Origin of the sequence: Bradyrhizobium sp. STM 3562, from assembly GCF_045571435.1 — a bacterium.
In the GTDB taxonomy this organism is placed as follows: domain Bacteria; phylum Pseudomonadota; class Alphaproteobacteria; order Rhizobiales; family Xanthobacteraceae; genus Bradyrhizobium.
On sequence record NZ_CP120694.1, the window covers coordinates 7,138,700 to 7,153,466 of the forward strand.

Genomic DNA, 14,767 nt, shown 5'->3' on the forward strand with positions numbered 1-14,767 from the left:
GTTCATGATGCGGTTCAGGGTCGGATGTAGCTCCAGCCCTTCTCTTGCAATTCCATCAGATGGATGACGCCTGAGGGAACGATCACCGCGTCCGATATAAGGTCGATCGCGTGTCCCTCCCTTTTCTCCATCCCCTGCTTGGTGACATTGCATGCGGAAAACTGGATCGTGCTCGGGAACGCCACGCCCTTCAATTGCTTGATCCGATCCTGCACCGGCGATGCATCGGCTCGAAGCATGTTGAGGCCCGGGCCGTAGGTCACGATATCCACCGCCACTTCCTCGCCCTTCGACCGATAATATTCGATGACGTTGCTGGCGTTGTTGAGGGCGAGATTCATGACCGCCGGATCGTTCTGATCGATCTGGATGAGGAGGCGATGCGGTTTGGCCGACTGATGCGCGCGAGTCTCGGCCGCTCGACCGGCCGAAACAACAATCAAGGAGGACAACGCCACGGCGACTGCTCGAAAAAACCATTTACGCATGACAATCTCCCATCAATTAAACCGACAATAGGCAATCGATTGCATGTCATATTAAATTCCACCGGCAGTCATCTGCCAATCTAAATCATGCAACTGCCAAACGTCTGAAGCACCGTCAGCAAGGCCGAGGTAGCGGCTGGCTCGGCTCTGAACCCGTGCAAGAGTACCTTCCCGCCCCGCGCGAGGCCTTCAGGCCGAGGCGAAGCACGCGGCAGCTTACCTTGGCGTTCCCGCAGCGGCATCGAAGAATGCGTAGACGTCCATGCGCAGGATGCCATAGGTCGAGCTTGCATGCAGCCGCTCGGCGCGCCAATTCGCGCCGGCGGCGCCCAGGCTTACGAAGATCGGCAACAGGTGCTCTTCGCTCGGATGATTCTTGGTCGCAAACGGCGCCTGCCGTCGATAATCGAGCAGATCCTCCGTCCTTCGCATCGCCAACCTGTCGCTGAACCAATCCGCAAAGCCGTTGACCCAGTCCGGTGCCGGCGCGTCCAGGCTTTGGCCGCGAAATTCCGACAGATCATGCGTCATGCTGCCGCTGCCGATCATCAGCACGCCCTCGCCCCGCAACTTTTCCAACGCACGCCCGATGCGGAGATGATGCGCTACCCCAAGATGCGGCTGCACCGACAATTGCAGCACCGGAATGTCTGCATCCGGATACATCAGCATCAGGGGTACCCAGGCGCCGTGATCGAGCCCACGGCTCTCGTCGATGCCGCTGGCAAGACCGGCCTTGCTCAACAGATCCGAAATCTCCTTCGCAAGGGACGGCGCGCCGGGCGCGGGATAGCGAAGTTGATAGAACTCACGCGGAAAACCATAGAAGTCGTGGATCGTGTCGTTGCGCGTCACGGCACTGACCGTAGGCTGCGCAGTCTCCCAATGCGCCGAGATCACCAGAACCGCTTTCGGCCGCGGGAGCTGCCCGCCGAGCCCGCGCAGGAAGCGGCGGGCCGGCGTGTCGGTGAGCGGCAAGGTCGGCGCGCCGTGCGAGAGAAACAGGCTGGGAAACATGACGCTGACCTCCGGTAGGACCGCTTGGCGCCTCGCTCAGTGCGAATGCACGCCCGACAGCTTCGTACCACCAAAGAGATTGGCGAAGGACGCGCCCAGCGTGTAAGCGCCGTCCCCGAGCAGCGCCTGCACCACCAGCGCGATGGTCCAGAACGCGGGATATTCCCAGCCGCCATGCGGGTTGGTGAAGAAGAAGCCGGCCGCGCCGTGCACCGTGTAGATGGCGCCGAGCAGGATCGGGCTCGCCAGCAGCGCCACCACGCGCGTCCAGATGCCGAGGATCAAGGCGATCGCGGCAAGCACTTCGGCCGTCATGATCACATAGGCAAGTTCAGGCGGCAGCCCGACGCTGCCGAAGAATTTCGCGGTGCCGGCCGGCGTGAAGACCAGGATCTTCAGCCCCGCATGCGCAAGGAACAGGACGCCGAGGCTGAGGCGCAGCAGCAGCGCGGCATAAGGGGCGGTTCTCGAATCGACCATGACTGTCTCCGGTTGGACCTCCCGCCCTTATGATCCATTCCATCATGGCGGATAATCTGCTATCCGTGAATTTCAGCTCACACTAGGAGGATGAAATTCCGCATGCCGGACCGGCTCACCGGACTTGAGGTGTTCGCAAAGGTCGCCGCGACCGGCTCCCTGTCCGCCGCCGCCCGCGCCATGGGCCTGTCCCAGAGCATGGTGACGAAGCACCTCGCCGCGCTCGAAGCCCGCCTCGGCACGAAGCTGTTTCATCGCACCACGCGACGGCTGTCGATGACCGATGCCGGCCGCATCTTTCTCGAATCCTCCGAGCGTATTCTGGGCGAGATCGAGGCCGCCGAAGCGGAGGTGGCCGCCGACAGGCTCGAGCCGCGCGGGCTGCTGCGGCTCAACGTGCCCTTGGTGTTCGGCGTGCGGCAGATCGCGCCACGGCTCGCCCAGTTCGCGCAGATTTATCCGCGCGTCACCATCGAGCTCGGTCTCAACGACCGTCTCGTCGATCTTGCCGAGGAAGGCTGGGACCTCGCGATCCGGATCGGCAATTTGCGCGATTCCAGCCTGGTGGCGCGTCGGCTTGCGCCCTGCCGCATGGCGGTTTGCGCGGCTCCCGCTTATCTCGCAGGCCACGGCACGCCGCGCACCGCCGCGGATCTCGCAAAACATAACTGCCTTGGCTACACGCTTGCGCAGGCTGGCGCGGAGCGCTGGGTGATGGGCGGACGCTCCGGGCTCAGCATTGCCGTTTCCGGAAATCTGCGCGCCAACAATGGCGACGCGCTGCTCGCGGCCGCGGTGGCCGGACAGGGCATCATCTATCAGCCGACCTTCATCGTCGCCGACGATTTGCGCGCGGGCCACCTGGTGCAGCTCACGCTGGACCTGCCGCCGAGCGAATTGCTCGCAGTCTACGCCGTCTATCTCCCGCACCGTCATCCGCCGGCCAAGGTGCGCGCCTTCATCGATTTTCTCGCCGGGCAATTTGCGCCCGAACCGCCCTGGGATGTCGGCGTGGTCTAACATCGCGAGTTGCCGTCGACATCGGCGCCTCATGGTTCGAGACGCGCTGTCGCGCTCCTCACCATGAAGGTCTAACATGGTGCCGCGTACGACACCTCATCCCTGAGGAGCGGCCGCGAGGCCGCGTCTCGAAGGATGGGCCGCGAGAGGGCTGCCAGATGGCGCGTGCAAGCCCTTGCGGTGCGCGCAGCGATCGGTTTTGTTCCTCGACATCGTGAAGGGAGTCGGGGATTGGCAAATTCGCACACTGCGCAGACGTCCGAGACATCCTGGCCGGTGTTTCGGTCCTTGCGGGCGTACCGGCCCAGCGACTTGCCGGGCGACCTGATCGCAGGCCTCACGCTTGCGGCGATCGCGATCCCCGAACAGATGGCGACCGCGCGGCTGGGCGGCTTCGCGCCGCAGATCGGATTTTTGGCCTTCGTCGCCGGCTCGCTCGGCTTTGCGCTTCTGGGCGGCAACCGCTTCCTGTCCGCGGGCGCGGATTCCACCATCACGCCGATCTTCGCCGGCGGACTTGCACTGCTCGCCGCGTCCACCTCGCCGCACTACCTGCCGCTGGCGATGGCACTTGCGCTTTTGGTCGGCCTGTTCTTGATCCTCAGCGGCTTGTTCCGGCTGGGCGGCATCGCCAACCTGCTCTCGACGCCGGTGACGGTCGGCTTTCTCGCCGGCATTGCGTTGCACATCCTGGTCTCGCAAATTCCCGGCGTGCTCGGCTTGCCCTCGCCCGACGGGCCGATGCTGGAGCGGATCGCCGTGCTGGCGCTCGAGGCGCCAAAGGCCAACGCTTACACGCTCGGCATCGGATTGGGCGTGTTCGCCATCGTCACGGCTTCAGAGGCGCTGAGCGCGAAAATTCCAGGCGCATTGATCGGCCTGATCGCGGCAACCATTGCGGTGATTGCGGGAAGCCTGGAAAGCAAAGGCGTCAAGGTGGTCGGCAGCGTGCCGGCGACCTGGCCGACGCCGTCACTGCCGGACATCGATCCCGAGCAATGGGCGAAGCTCGTCCCCTTGAGCCTCCTGATCGCGATCGTGGTGATGGTGCAGACCTCCGCCGTCACCCGCGCCTTTCCATCCGAGCCGGGCAAACCGGCCGACGTCGACCGCGACTTTCTCGGCGTTGGCGCCGGCAGCGTGGTCGCGGGCTTGTTCGGCGCATTCCCTGTCAATTCCAGCCCGCCGCGCACCGGTATAGTTGCCGAGACCGGCGGCAGGACGCAAGCGTCGGGGCTTGTCGCCGCGACAATCGTGCTTGTGCTCTCGGTATTCGGCGGCACGCTGCTCAAGCATGTGCCGAATGCGGCGCTCGGCGGCGTGCTGCTGTTCGTGGGCCTGCGCATCATTCGCTTCCGCCAGATCGTCCTGATCTTTCGCGAGTCGCTGCCGGAATTCTTTCTCGTCATTGCCACGGCGGCCGCCATCATCGTGCTGCCGATCGAACAGGGTGTTGCGATCGGCATCGGGCTGTCGCTGCTGCATGGCATCTGGAGCAGCACGCGTGCGCGACTCGTGGTGTTCGAGCGCGTGCCGGGGACCACGATCTGGTGGCCGACCAGCCCGCATATCAGCGGCGAGCGCATCCCGGGCGTGCTGGTGGTCGGACTACAGGCGCCCCTGTCCTTCCTCAACGCCTCGACCTTTCATACCGATCTGTTTCACATGTTGCATGCGAGCAAGCCGCATTTGCTGGTGCTGGAGGCCGCGAGCACGCCGGAAATCGACTTCACCGCCGCGCAGCTCCTGCTCGACCTGTTCACCGAATGCCGCAAGCTCGGCATCACGGTCGCGATCGCAAGGCTCGAATCCTTGCGCGCGCAGGACGCGTTCGAACGTTTTGGACTCTACGACGTGCTGCCGCGGGATCACATCTTCCGCAGCGTGGATGAAGCGGTGAAGGAGCTGGGCCAGCCTGCAGCCAACAGCAGCCCGTGAGACAGCGCCAGCGCAATCACGTCGTCCGCCGCGGCCCGATCGCCTCGAACTGCGCCTTCTGCTCGTCGCTCAGCGTGCCGTAAAAATTATCCAGCGCCGGACGCACCAGTTTCAGCGCCTGCAGCATGGTCTCCAGCCGCGTTGCCGCAGCAGCAAGCCGCGCCGGCGGCGTCACCGCCTCATCCGGCGGGCAGGCCGCCTTCAACATGTCGGTCGCCCGGGAGCTGGCGTCCGCGAGCACTTGCAGCGCAGGGCGCTGCATGTCGTTCGGGTGCACCCTGGCCTCGATCTCGCTGCTCGGCCATTGGAATGCTGCGGGCCGCGCGCTGGCGCAGTTCTGCGTGAGCGAGGCTTGGGAGGGGTGCGCCTTGCGCTGGTCTTCGGCGAGCGCATTGAAGCGCTCTTTCTGTTCGTCGCTCAGCAGACCGTAAAACTTCTCCAGCGGCGGGCGGACGATGCCCACGGCGGCGATCATCGCCTCGATGCGGTGCTGCATGGCCGCAAGCCGGTTCGGTGCGGTCAGCACCACCTGCGTCGGGCACGACGCGCGGATGGTCTGGGCGGCCTCGACCGAAGCATTGGCGAGTTCATCAAGGGCGGCGCGCTGCGCATCGTTCGGCTGGACCGCCTCCTGGATCTGATCGATCGGCAGATCCGCGATCTCGCGGCTGTCATCGCCACAGAGCTGCGCGACCGAGGGCAGCCTGCCATGACGTCGGCCATGCGCCGGCGGCGCGATGTACCCGGAAAGATCATCATAGCCGTAAGGAGCAAAGATTCCCGCATAGATGTCCGGATAACCGTAATCCCAGAAGCCGAGGCCATCGCCCCAGATCGTGTAGTCGTAGATGTCGTAATAGGCGAAGGGCCAGAACAGCGGTCCGACCCAGCCGTAGAAGCCGTTGCCGTGCTGCCACCAGCCATTGCCGATGTTGCCGCCGTGCCAGCCGGCGAGCGCCGCGACCGCGGCGATCTGCCCGCGCGCGGCCGGATTGCTGAGCAGGCGGCCGTTACGCAGCCCGCCGGCATGCGACAGCGAAGCCATCGCGCCGTGAATGCTTGCGGCGCGAACCGGCGCGTTGCGAATCTGACCGAAATGCGTCCCGCCGTGGCCGGCAAAGGAACGGCCGCCATGGGAAAATGCGCGCCCGGCAAAATGCGCGCCGCCATGGTGTCCGCCAAAATGTCCGCCGCCAAAATGCCCCCCAGCGAAATGGCCGCCGCCGTGGCCGCCACCAAAATGTCCGCCGCCGAAGTGCCCGCCACCATGGCCTCCTCCGCCATGGCCGCCGCCACCACCACCACCACCATGGCCGCCACCGCCATGTCCTCCACCGCCGCCGCCTCTGCCGAACGCCGCACCAGACAATGCGGTCGCGAGCAGCAGAACGATAACTGCAATGCGGGATTTCGACATGGCCCCTCGCTCTATCCCCGACGGCATCACCGCGCCGCGCCTGCAAACATCAAAAGCTTCTGCCTCCGCCAGCGGAGCCGTCATGCCGTTCGTTTGGGCCCGATCGCCTCGAACTGCGCCTTCTGCTCGTCGCTCAGCGTGCCATAGAGATCATCCAGCGCCTGGCGCACCAGCTTGATGGCTTCCAGCATCGCGACGAGCCGCCGGTCCGCGGCGGCGAGCCGCGCGGTCGGCGTGATCGCATCCTCCTCCTCGCAGGCATCCTTGAGCATGTCGGAGGCCCTGCCGCTGGCACGCTGCAGCACGCCGAGCGCAGCGCGCTGGGCGTCGTTCGGGTGCAGTCCCTGCTCGATCTCGTCCGCAGGCCATCGCGGTGCGGCGGCTTGCGCTGTGTCGCAGCGCTTGGCGGATGCTTGGCTCGGAGTCTTGCGCCGATTTTCCGACAGCGCATTGAACCGCTCCTTCTGCTCGTCATCCAGGAGGTCATAGAATTTTCCGAGCGAAGATTGCAGGTTCAACTCCGCCTTGATGATGGCCTCGATCCGCTCCTGCATGGCGGCCAGGCGTGCGGGAGCCCCTACCGGCGCTTGCGTCGGACAGGATGCGCGAATGAGCTGGACGCCTTGCGTCGATGCCTTGGCGAGGTCGTCCAGGCCGGCGCGCTGTGCATCGTTCGGCTGGACCGCCTGCCGGATCTGATCGATTGCGGAAGACGTGGTATCGCCCTTGTCGTCGCCGCAAAACTGCTGCAGCGAAGGCACCCTGGCGCGTCGCCGCGTGGACGGCTCCTGTCCCATATAGCTCGCAAGATCACCTTGCGCATAGGGCGCGAAAATACCGGCGTAGACGTCGGCATAGCCATAGTCCCAGAAGCCCGTGCCGTCGCCGAGCAGGGTGTAGTCGTAGATGTCGTCATAGGCGAACGGCCAGAACAGCGGCCCCACCCAGCCATAGCCGCCGTCGCGGTGCTGCCACCAACCATTGGCGACGCTGCCGCCATGCCAGCCGGCCAGCGCGGCCGCTGCGACGATCTGCCCGCGCGCCGTGGGATTGCCAAGCAGCGGCCCCTCGCGGGCTTCGCCGACCTGCGGCGCAGCAACGATATTGCTCTCCTGTTTTGGCTGATTTGGCACCTGCGGCTGAGCTGGCTTGCTCTGCTCGTTGCGCGCGAACGCCGCGTTACGGACCCGACCGTGGCGTGCATAGTGGCGCGCATAATGGCGGGTGCGATGAAGCGCCCCGAGCGGCAGCAGGCGGGCGAACGTTGATCTTACGACGCCCAGGGGACCGCCGCGCAAACTGAGGCCTCCGCCCTGCGCTTCGCCCGTCAGCAGGATGGCCACAACAAGGACTGCAATGCCAACAGGGAATCTCGACATGGCACCTCCCCGCGCCAAGCCTCACCGCGTGACTTAGATGACGCCGCAAGGAACCGAAAGTTCCCGTCGTCCGATCGTCTGACGTTGACGCATTGCGCGGGAAGACGGCGGAAATCGGATCGCGCAGTGCCGCCGTCGCCTATTGCCGCAGCGCAGGGTGCTGGTTGAGCACGTCCTCGCGGATCGAGTCGGCCTGGATCGCCCGAAACAGGACCCGCGCCGTTCTGAGATCATTGGCCTTCAGGCAGAGGTCCACGATCTGGCCGACCGCGGCGTCGCGCATGAGATCGTCGCAGACCTTCAGCGCGATCTGCATCGCACATCTTGCGGCACGTTCGTACCGCTCGGCGTCGTGCCCGCTGTCCCGTCGCGGCTTCTTTGTCTTTTTTGCCTTTCGGCCGCTGCCGTCGGCCAACACCGCACGGCCGCCGACGACTTCCGCGCTATCGGCGGCGGAGCGGCAGATGTTGCGGATGCGCTCTGCCGCCTCGATGTCGCCGATCGGCCATTTGATCTCTTCGTCCCAGATGTCCTTTGGCTCTTCCTTGCGAAACCACCACATCGCCCCTGCCCCAAAAGCACAGACGGCCGTGGTCCCCGTTGCGGCCGATGTGAATTACGCCGCCGGCACGATCTTTCCGGGATTGAAAATATTGTCGGGATCAAACGCGCGCTTGAGCGCACGCATGGCATCCAGCGCTTCCGAGCCCAGTTCGGCCTTCAGATATTTCTGCTTGCCCTGGCCGATGCCATGCTCGCCGGTACAGGTGCCGCCCATCGCCTGCGCGCGCTCGACCAGGCGGTGCATGAACTCCTCGCCGCGCCCCATCTCATCCGCATCGTTCACGTCGCAGATCAGCGAACAATGGAAATTGCCGTCGCCGACATGGCCGACGATCGGCGAGATCAGGTTCAGCCGCTTCAGGTCGGCTTCCGTCTCGGTGACGCAATCGGCAAGCCGCGAGATCGGCACGCAGACGTCGGTCGCGACCACGCCTATGCCGGCACCGGGTCGCAGCGCCTTCACCGACCAATAGGCGTCATGCCGCGCCTGCCAGAGTTTGGTCCGATCCTCCGGCTTGGTGGTCCAGGTGAAATCGCCACCGCCGCATTCTTTCGCGATCTCGCCGAAATTCTTCGACTGCTCGCCCACCTCGAGCGCCGTGCCGTGAAATTCGAGCAGCAACAGCGGTGTCTCCGGCAGCGTCAATTTCGAATAGGCGTTGCAGGCCTTCACCTGCTCGGTATTGAGCAGCTCGATGCGGGCAAGCGGAATGCCGGTCTGGATCGCGAGGATCACCGCCTGGCAGGCGCCGCCGAGCGTCGTGAACGAGCAGGCCGCGGCCGCAATCGTTTCCGGGATGCCACGCAGTCGCAAGGTGATCTCGCTGATGATGCCGAGCGTGCCCTCGGCGCCGACGAACAGATGCGTCAGATCATAGCCGGCGGAGGATTTTTTCGCCCGCGTGCCGGTCGTGATGATCTCGCCATCGGCGCGCACCACTTTCAACGCCAGCACGTTGTCGCGCATGGTGCCGTAGCGCACCGCGTTGGTGCCGGAGGCGCGGGTCGAGGCCATGCCGCCGAGCGAGGCGTCGGCGCCGGGATCGATCGGGAAGAACAGGCCCTGGTCGCGCAGATGCTCGTTCAGCGCCTTGCGCGTGATGCCGGGCTCGATCACGCAGTCCAGATCCTCGGCGTGGACTTCGAGCACCTTGTTCATGTCGCGCAGGTCGATCGAGATGCCGCCGGCCGGCGCATTCACCTGGCCCTCCAGCGAGGTGCCGGTGCCGAACGCGATCACAGGCACGCGGTGCTTGGCGCAGATCCGCACCACGTCCTGGATATCCGCCGTCTCCTGGGCCATCACCACACCATCAGGCGGCTGCGTGGGCAGCCAGGTCGTGGTGTGGGCGTGCTGCTCGCGCACGGCCTGCGAGGTGATCAGGCGGTTGCCGAAGCGGGCCGCCAGCGCCTCCAGCGTGCTTGCAAGCGCGGCCGGATCCGGCCGCTTCAAATTCTCGGTTATGGTGATATTCAAACTGTCCTCCCGGCTCGATCCGACCGTGGCAAAGCTGAGACGCGGGGTCAAGATTTTACGCCCGCCCGCGTACGGAAAGGTACCATGACAGGCCCACTTAGCGTTGAAGACCCGCTGCTCCGTCCGGTCCCGTTCTTGTCGTCGGTGATGCAGGTCGAGCCACAATGGATCGACTACAACGGCCATCTCAACATGGCCTATTATAACGTGATGTTCGATCGCGCCATCGATGAATTATGGTTCAAGCTCGGGATCGGTCCGGCCTATATGCGCGAGCGCCACGGCTCGACGTTCACCGCCGAATGCCACGTCCGCTATCTGCGCGAGATCCATCAGGGCGATCCCGTGCAGATCGCGATTATTGTCATCGCCGCCGACGAGAAGCGGCTGCACACTTTCGAGGAGATGCGCCATGCCAGCGAGGGCTGGCTCTCGGCGACCTCCGAGAACATGACCATCCACATCGATATGAGGGCGCGAAAGGTCGCGCCATTTCCGCCTGACATCCGCGCCCGCATTCAGGCGGTCGCGGATGCCCATGCCGCTATCCCGCGGCCCGACGGCCTCGGCCGCAAGGTCGGCATGCCAACCAGGACGGCCTAGAGCTAGCGCATGATCCGGACCGGTACGGCCACGCCCGCGCAAAGTGGGTACCGGTTTCCGAAAAGATCATGCGCAAACCTAGATTCGTCTGCCGCGCGCGACGTGGGCCACGGCCGAGATCAGGAACAACACGATCGCGATGAAGAAGATGATCTTGGCGATTTCGATCGACGCGCCGGCAATGCCGCCGAAGCCGAGGATACCGGCTATCAGCGCGATGATCAGGAAGGTGACGACCCAGCCTAACATGATCAGGACCTCTGTTTCCGAAAAGGATGGCGAACGTCGCTGAGGCGTCCGCCTTGACTGGGAGACCAATCCGGGCGGGGAACAATTCGTTCCGCGCCATTGCCGCTGAAAAACCGCGTGAGCGGCGGAACAAATCGGCCGTTGGAGGCCAAATCGCTCCCCTGGCCTGCCACAAAGCCCTGCAAAACCGGTCCAAAATCCCTATATGCCCGACAATCCTGCTAAGAAGGCTCAACTTTACCGCCCTGCGGTGCCATCGTGGGGCTAGATCGATTCGCATGACTGAGCCGAACAAGTTCAATCCTTCTCCCGTTTCCGACCACACGCCCGCGGCCGGCGGGATTGCCGCGCGCGCACGCGCTTCGTTCGCGCCGCGCTATCTCGACGGGCTCAATCCCGAGCAGCGCGAAGCCGTGGAGACGCTGGACGGTCCAGTGCTGGTGCTGGCCGGTGCCGGCACCGGCAAGACGCGCGTCCTGACCACGCGCATCGCGCATATCCTGAGCACGGGGAAAGCGCGTCCCGGCGAAATTCTTTCGGTGACCTTCACCAATAAGGCCGCGCGCGAGATGAAGATGCGGCTGTCCCAGATGCTGGGCCAGGCGGTGGAGGGCATGCCGTGGCTCGGCACCTTCCATTCCATCGGCGGACGCATCCTGCGCACCCATGCCGAGATGGCGCAGCTCAAATCCAATTTCACCGTCCTCGACGTCGACGACCAGGTGCGGCTGCTCAAGCAACTGCTGCAGGCCGAGGACATCGACGACAAGCGCTGGCCGGCGCGCATGCTGGCCGGCCTGATCGACGGCTGGAAGAACCGCGGGTTGATGCCGGGCCAGGTGCCCTCGGGCGAGGCCGCCGTGTTCGCCAACGGCAAGGGCGGCAAGCTCTATGCGAGCTACCAGGAGCGCCTGAAGATCCTCAACGCCGCCGATTTCGGCGACCTGCTCCTCGAGAACATCCGGATCTTCCGCGAGCATCCTGATGTGCTGAGGCAGTATCAGAACCGCTTCAAGTTCATCCTGGTCGACGAATATCAGGACACCAACGTCGCGCAATATTTGTGGCTGCGCCTGCTGGCGCAGGCGCCGAGTTCCCCCAAGACCACATCACCGGTCATTCCGGGGCGCGTCGAAGACGCGAACTCCGATGCGCAATTGCGCATCGGGGAATCTCGAGATTCCGGGTCTGCGCTTTCAGCGCATCCCGGAATGACGGAGAAGATGTCGGCAGCCCACCCCAAGAACATCTGCTGCGTCGGCGACGACGACCAGTCGATCTATGGCTGGCGCGGCGCCGAGGTCGACAACATCCTCCGCTTCGAGCACGATTTTCCCGGCGCGAAGGTGATCCGGCTGGAGCGCAACTATCGCTCCACCGGCCATATCCTCGCCGCCGCCTCCTACCTGATCGCGCACAATGAAGGCCGTCTCGGCAAGACGCTGCGCACCGAGGATGTCGACGGCGAGAAGGTCACCGTCACCGGTGCCTGGGACTCCGAAGAGGAAGCCCGCGCGATCGGCGAGGAGATCGAGGAGCTGCAGCGCAAGGGCGAGAGGCTCAACGAGATCGCGATCCTGGTGCGCGCCTCCTATCAGATGCGCGAGTTCGAAGACCGTTTCGTCACGCTCGGCCTGCCCTATCGCGTGATCGGCGGCCCGCGCTTCTATGAGCGGGCGGAAATCCGTGACGCGCTCGCCTATTTGCGCGTGGTCAATTCGCCCGCCGATGACCTTGCATTCGAGCGCATCGTCAATGTGCCCAAGCGGGGCTTAGGCGATGCCACCGTGCAGCTCCTGCACGATCACGCGCGCAAGCGCCGCATTCCCTTGTTCGAGGCGGCGCGCGCCGTGGTCGAGACCGACGAGTTGAAGCCGAAGGCGCGCGGGTCCCTGCGTGACCTGGTCCAGCAGTTCGACCGCTGGCGCGCGCAAGCCGAGGTCACCGCGCATACCGAGCTCGCCGAGATCGTGCTGGACGAAAGCGGCTACACCGACATGTGGCAGAAGGATCGCTCGGCCGATGCCGCAGGCCGGCTCGAGAACCTCAAAGAGCTGGTGCGATCGATGGAAGAGTTCGAGAACCTGCAAGGGTTTCTCGAACACATCGCGCTGGTCATGGACCGCGAGGACGGCGGCGAGGACGAGGCCGTCTCGCTGATGACGCTGCATTCGGCCAAGGGGCTGGAGTTCGACAATGTCTTCCTGCCCGGCTGGGAGGAAGGCCTGTTTCCGAGCCAGCGCACGCTGGACGAACAGGGCCGTGCGGGGCTGGAGGAAGAGCGTCGCCTCGCTCATGTCGGGCTGACCCGGGCGCGGCGGCGCGCGAAGCTTTATTTTGCGACCAACCGTCGCATCCATGGCACCTGGAGCACCACCATTCCCTCACGCTTCCTGGACGAATTGCCGGCGGCAAGCGTCGAGATCACGGAATCCAAGGGCGGCTCCGGGTGGGGCGGCGCCGGCGGCTACGGCCCCTCGCGCTTCGATAATGTGGAAAGTTTCGGCTCCAGCTATTCCACACCCGGCTGGCAGCGCGCGCAGGCCCGGCGCGGCGGCCAAGGCGGAGGGAGCCGCGGCGGCTTTGACGAGGAGCAGTCGCCGTTCTCGGGCGCGCGCGGCGGTTTTTCCGGCGGCTTCGGCCGCAACAAGCGTGCCCCCCTGACGATCGAAGGCGAGCTGGTGGCAAAATCCACCGGCACGGTCTCGGAATTTGCGCTCGACGACCGCGTCTTCCACCAGAAATTCGGCTACGGCCATGTCGTGAAGGTCGACGGCAACAAGCTCACCATCGCCTTCGACAAGGCCGGCGAGAAGAAAGTGGTCGATACATTCGTCGAGCGAGCGTGAGGCGTCGCGCTTATCCGCCCACAACCCCTTCGTAGCTCTTGACCCCCGCGGCACGCGTCGTATGACATGGCCGCATGGTCAGGGGAGGCATTTTCCTGTTTGTCGCTCTTCTTGCGGCGGCGCCGGTGGCGTCGGCGGAGACGATGAGCTTTGCCGATTCGGCCGCACTGCTCGCCAAGAGCTGCGGCGCCGAGATCGATGCCAATTGCCGCGGCGTGAGCCTCGATGCCAACCGCATGAGGGAGTGCCTGTCGCGCAACACCGACGTGCTGTCGGCGCAGTGCCGGACCGATTATCTGCGCGCCTTCAACGCGATCCAGAAGCGGATTGCGGCCCGCGTTACCGTCGCCAATGCCTGCTCGCGGGAAATCGTCAAGCTGTGCAACGGCTCGACCAAGGAAACCAGCAAATCGATTCCCTGCCTGATTGCAGCGCACGGCGTTAGCCGCAACTGCAGCCAGGCCATGGATGATGCGGGGTATCGGTGATGCCAGCAAAGCGCCTGCGCGGCATCGGCCTGCACCTTGCTCTTGTTGCCGCGCTCGCCGCGGCTGGCTCTCCGTCGCGCGCTCAGAGCGTGCCGGAGAAGGACGCGATCATCAGCCAGCTCAGCCGCTTTGATGCGGCGCCGGAGCTCGATATCGCGAGCTTGCGCCAGCGCATCCTCGAGAAGTCCAGATCGCGGTCGCGCAACGAGCCGGAGCCGTCGAAACGGCCGCCGATCGTGCCCGAGCTGCTCAATCTGCCGACCGTCGCACTCGACATCCATTTCGATACCGATACGCCGGTGGTCCGGCCCGATTCCTATAAGACAGTCGGTCGCCTCGCCGACGCGCTGGTCAATGCCAGCCTGCTGCCCTACGGCTTTCTAATCGTCGGCCATAGCGACTCGACCGGCAGGCGCGAGGCCAACGTGATCTTAAGCCAGCGCCGCGCGGACGCGATCCGCGACGTGCTGGTCAACACCTTCAAGATTTCCGCAAAGCGGCTGCAGACCCTCGGCGTCGGCGAGGAGCAGTTCATCGACCAGGCGCATCCGACCTCGCCGGCCAATCTGCAGATCCAGATTTTGACGGTGGCCAAAGTGCCGGAGCAGAGCGAGCAGCCGGGCCAGGCGGCCGCGGCAGCGCCACCGGCAGTGAAAAAGCCGGCGAAGAAGAAATAGGCGGTCGCGCAACCGTATGATGCGGCCGCGAACTCCGTCGCCTCTCCCCGCCGGGGAGAGGTGGACCGACTCCGCAGCACCGACCCACCAGATCCAGGACAACATGCTTGCCCTGATCGAA

General features: G+C 64.8%; 14 protein-coding genes. 6 read left to right on the plus strand and 8 right to left on the minus strand.

The features are described 5' to 3' along the window. Window positions 1-14: 14 nt before the first annotated feature. The 3 genes from P6U23_RS32920 to P6U23_RS32930 all read right to left on the minus strand — a co-directional run bounded on the left by P6U23_RS32920 (window position 15) and on the right by P6U23_RS32930 (window position 1,985). A complete protein-coding gene (locus tag P6U23_RS32920; RefSeq protein ID WP_407176497.1) occupies window positions 15-488 on the minus strand; it encodes a hypothetical protein in 474 nt (157 codons plus the stop codon). 216 nt (window positions 489-704) lie between these two features. Beyond that, a complete protein-coding gene (locus P6U23_RS32925) occupies window positions 705-1,505 on the minus strand; it encodes a DODA-type extradiol aromatic ring-opening family dioxygenase (RefSeq protein WP_407176498.1) in 801 nt (266 codons plus the stop codon). A 36-nt stretch (window positions 1,506-1,541) separates the two neighbouring features. Then, on the minus strand, window positions 1,542-1,985 hold the full coding sequence (locus P6U23_RS32930) for a DoxX family protein (RefSeq protein WP_407176499.1): 444 nt from the start codon (window positions 1,983-1,985) through the stop codon (window positions 1,542-1,544). A gap of 102 nt (window positions 1,986-2,087) precedes the next feature. Between P6U23_RS32930 and P6U23_RS32935 the strand changes: the two genes are divergently transcribed. Together P6U23_RS32935 and P6U23_RS32940 are read left to right on the plus strand one after the other, a co-directional pair. Beyond that, window positions 2,088-3,005, plus strand: coding sequence for a LysR family transcriptional regulator (locus tag P6U23_RS32935; RefSeq protein ID WP_407176500.1), 918 nt, complete (start codon window positions 2,088-2,090; stop codon window positions 3,003-3,005). A gap of 231 nt (window positions 3,006-3,236) precedes the next feature. Further along, a complete protein-coding gene (locus P6U23_RS32940) occupies window positions 3,237-4,943 on the plus strand; it encodes a SulP family inorganic anion transporter (RefSeq protein ID WP_407176501.1) in 1,707 nt (568 codons plus the stop codon). Window positions 4,944-4,959: 16 nt separating this feature from the next. Here P6U23_RS32940 and P6U23_RS32945 read toward each other — a convergent pair whose 3' ends face one another. From P6U23_RS32945 to P6U23_RS32960, 4 genes are all read right to left on the minus strand, one after another. After that, a complete protein-coding gene (locus tag P6U23_RS32945; protein ID WP_407176502.1) occupies window positions 4,960-6,360 on the minus strand; it encodes a Spy/CpxP family protein refolding chaperone in 1,401 nt (466 codons plus the stop codon). 80 nt (window positions 6,361-6,440) lie between these two features. Then, window positions 6,441-7,739: a Spy/CpxP family protein refolding chaperone gene (locus P6U23_RS32950; RefSeq protein ID WP_407176503.1), complete on the minus strand. Its 1,299-nt coding sequence runs from the start codon at window positions 7,737-7,739 to the stop codon at window positions 6,441-6,443. 139 nt (window positions 7,740-7,878) lie between these two features. Further along, window positions 7,879-8,301 carry a hypothetical protein gene (locus P6U23_RS32955; RefSeq protein ID WP_407176504.1) on the minus strand — a complete coding sequence of 141 codons (423 nt, stop codon included), beginning with the start codon at window positions 8,299-8,301 and terminating at the stop codon, window positions 7,879-7,881. 54 nt (window positions 8,302-8,355) lie between these two features. Further along, complete coding sequence (locus P6U23_RS32960; protein WP_407176505.1) at window positions 8,356-9,780, minus strand: FAD-binding oxidoreductase; 1,425 nt, start codon at window positions 9,778-9,780, stop codon at window positions 8,356-8,358. Between the two features lie 84 nt (window positions 9,781-9,864). Between P6U23_RS32960 and P6U23_RS32965 the strand changes: the two genes are divergently transcribed. After that, window positions 9,865-10,383, plus strand: coding sequence for a thioesterase family protein (locus P6U23_RS32965; RefSeq protein ID WP_407176506.1), 519 nt, complete (start codon window positions 9,865-9,867; stop codon window positions 10,381-10,383). Window positions 10,384-10,461: 78 nt separating this feature from the next. On the opposite strand, the gene P6U23_RS32970 is transcribed toward P6U23_RS32965, so the two are convergent. Further along, complete coding sequence (locus P6U23_RS32970) at window positions 10,462-10,632, minus strand: DUF1328 domain-containing protein (RefSeq protein WP_407176507.1); 171 nt, start codon at window positions 10,630-10,632, stop codon at window positions 10,462-10,464. 278 nt (window positions 10,633-10,910) lie between these two features. On the opposite strand from P6U23_RS32970, the gene P6U23_RS32975 reads away from it, so the two are divergent. From P6U23_RS32975 to P6U23_RS32985, 3 genes are all read left to right on the plus strand, one after another. Continuing rightward, entirely contained in the window at window positions 10,911-13,481 is a 2,571-nt protein-coding gene (locus P6U23_RS32975; protein ID WP_407176508.1) for an ATP-dependent helicase, read from the plus strand. Between the two features lie 74 nt (window positions 13,482-13,555). After that, window positions 13,556-13,969 (plus strand): hypothetical protein, encoded by a 414-nt coding sequence (locus tag P6U23_RS32980; RefSeq protein WP_407176509.1) that lies wholly within the window; start codon window positions 13,556-13,558, stop codon window positions 13,967-13,969. Continuing rightward, complete coding sequence (locus P6U23_RS32985; protein ID WP_407176510.1) at window positions 13,969-14,646, plus strand: OmpA family protein; 678 nt, start codon at window positions 13,969-13,971, stop codon at window positions 14,644-14,646. The genes P6U23_RS32980 and P6U23_RS32985 overlap by 1 nt, the downstream gene beginning before the upstream one ends. The last annotated feature ends 121 nt before the right edge of the window (window positions 14,647-14,767 follow it).

Coding starts and splice junctions, on each gene's coding strand:
- P6U23_RS32920 (WP_407176497.1), bottom strand. CDS start 488: ATGCGTAAATGGTTTTTTCGAGCAGTCGCCGTGGCGTTGTCCTCCTTG.
- P6U23_RS32925 (WP_407176498.1), bottom strand. CDS start 1,505: ATGTTTCCCAGCCTGTTTCTCTCGCACGGCGCGCCGACCTTGCCGCTC.
- P6U23_RS32930 (WP_407176499.1), bottom strand. CDS start 1,985: ATGGTCGATTCGAGAACCGCCCCTTATGCCGCGCTGCTGCTGCGCCTC.
- P6U23_RS32935 (WP_407176500.1), top strand. CDS start 2,088: ATGCCGGACCGGCTCACCGGACTTGAGGTGTTCGCAAAGGTCGCCGCG.
- P6U23_RS32945 (WP_407176502.1), bottom strand. CDS start 6,360: ATGTCGAAATCCCGCATTGCAGTTATCGTTCTGCTGCTCGCGACCGCA.
- P6U23_RS32950 (WP_407176503.1), bottom strand. CDS start 7,739: ATGTCGAGATTCCCTGTTGGCATTGCAGTCCTTGTTGTGGCCATCCTG.
- P6U23_RS32955 (WP_407176504.1), bottom strand. CDS start 8,301: ATGTGGTGGTTTCGCAAGGAAGAGCCAAAGGACATCTGGGACGAAGAG.
- P6U23_RS32965 (WP_407176506.1), top strand. CDS start 9,865: ATGACAGGCCCACTTAGCGTTGAAGACCCGCTGCTCCGTCCGGTCCCG.
- P6U23_RS32970 (WP_407176507.1), bottom strand. CDS start 10,632: ATGTTAGGCTGGGTCGTCACCTTCCTGATCATCGCGCTGATAGCCGGT.
- P6U23_RS32975 (WP_407176508.1), top strand. CDS start 10,911: ATGACTGAGCCGAACAAGTTCAATCCTTCTCCCGTTTCCGACCACACG.
- P6U23_RS32980 (WP_407176509.1), top strand. CDS start 13,556: ATGGTCAGGGGAGGCATTTTCCTGTTTGTCGCTCTTCTTGCGGCGGCG.
- P6U23_RS32985 (WP_407176510.1), top strand. CDS start 13,969: ATGCCAGCAAAGCGCCTGCGCGGCATCGGCCTGCACCTTGCTCTTGTT.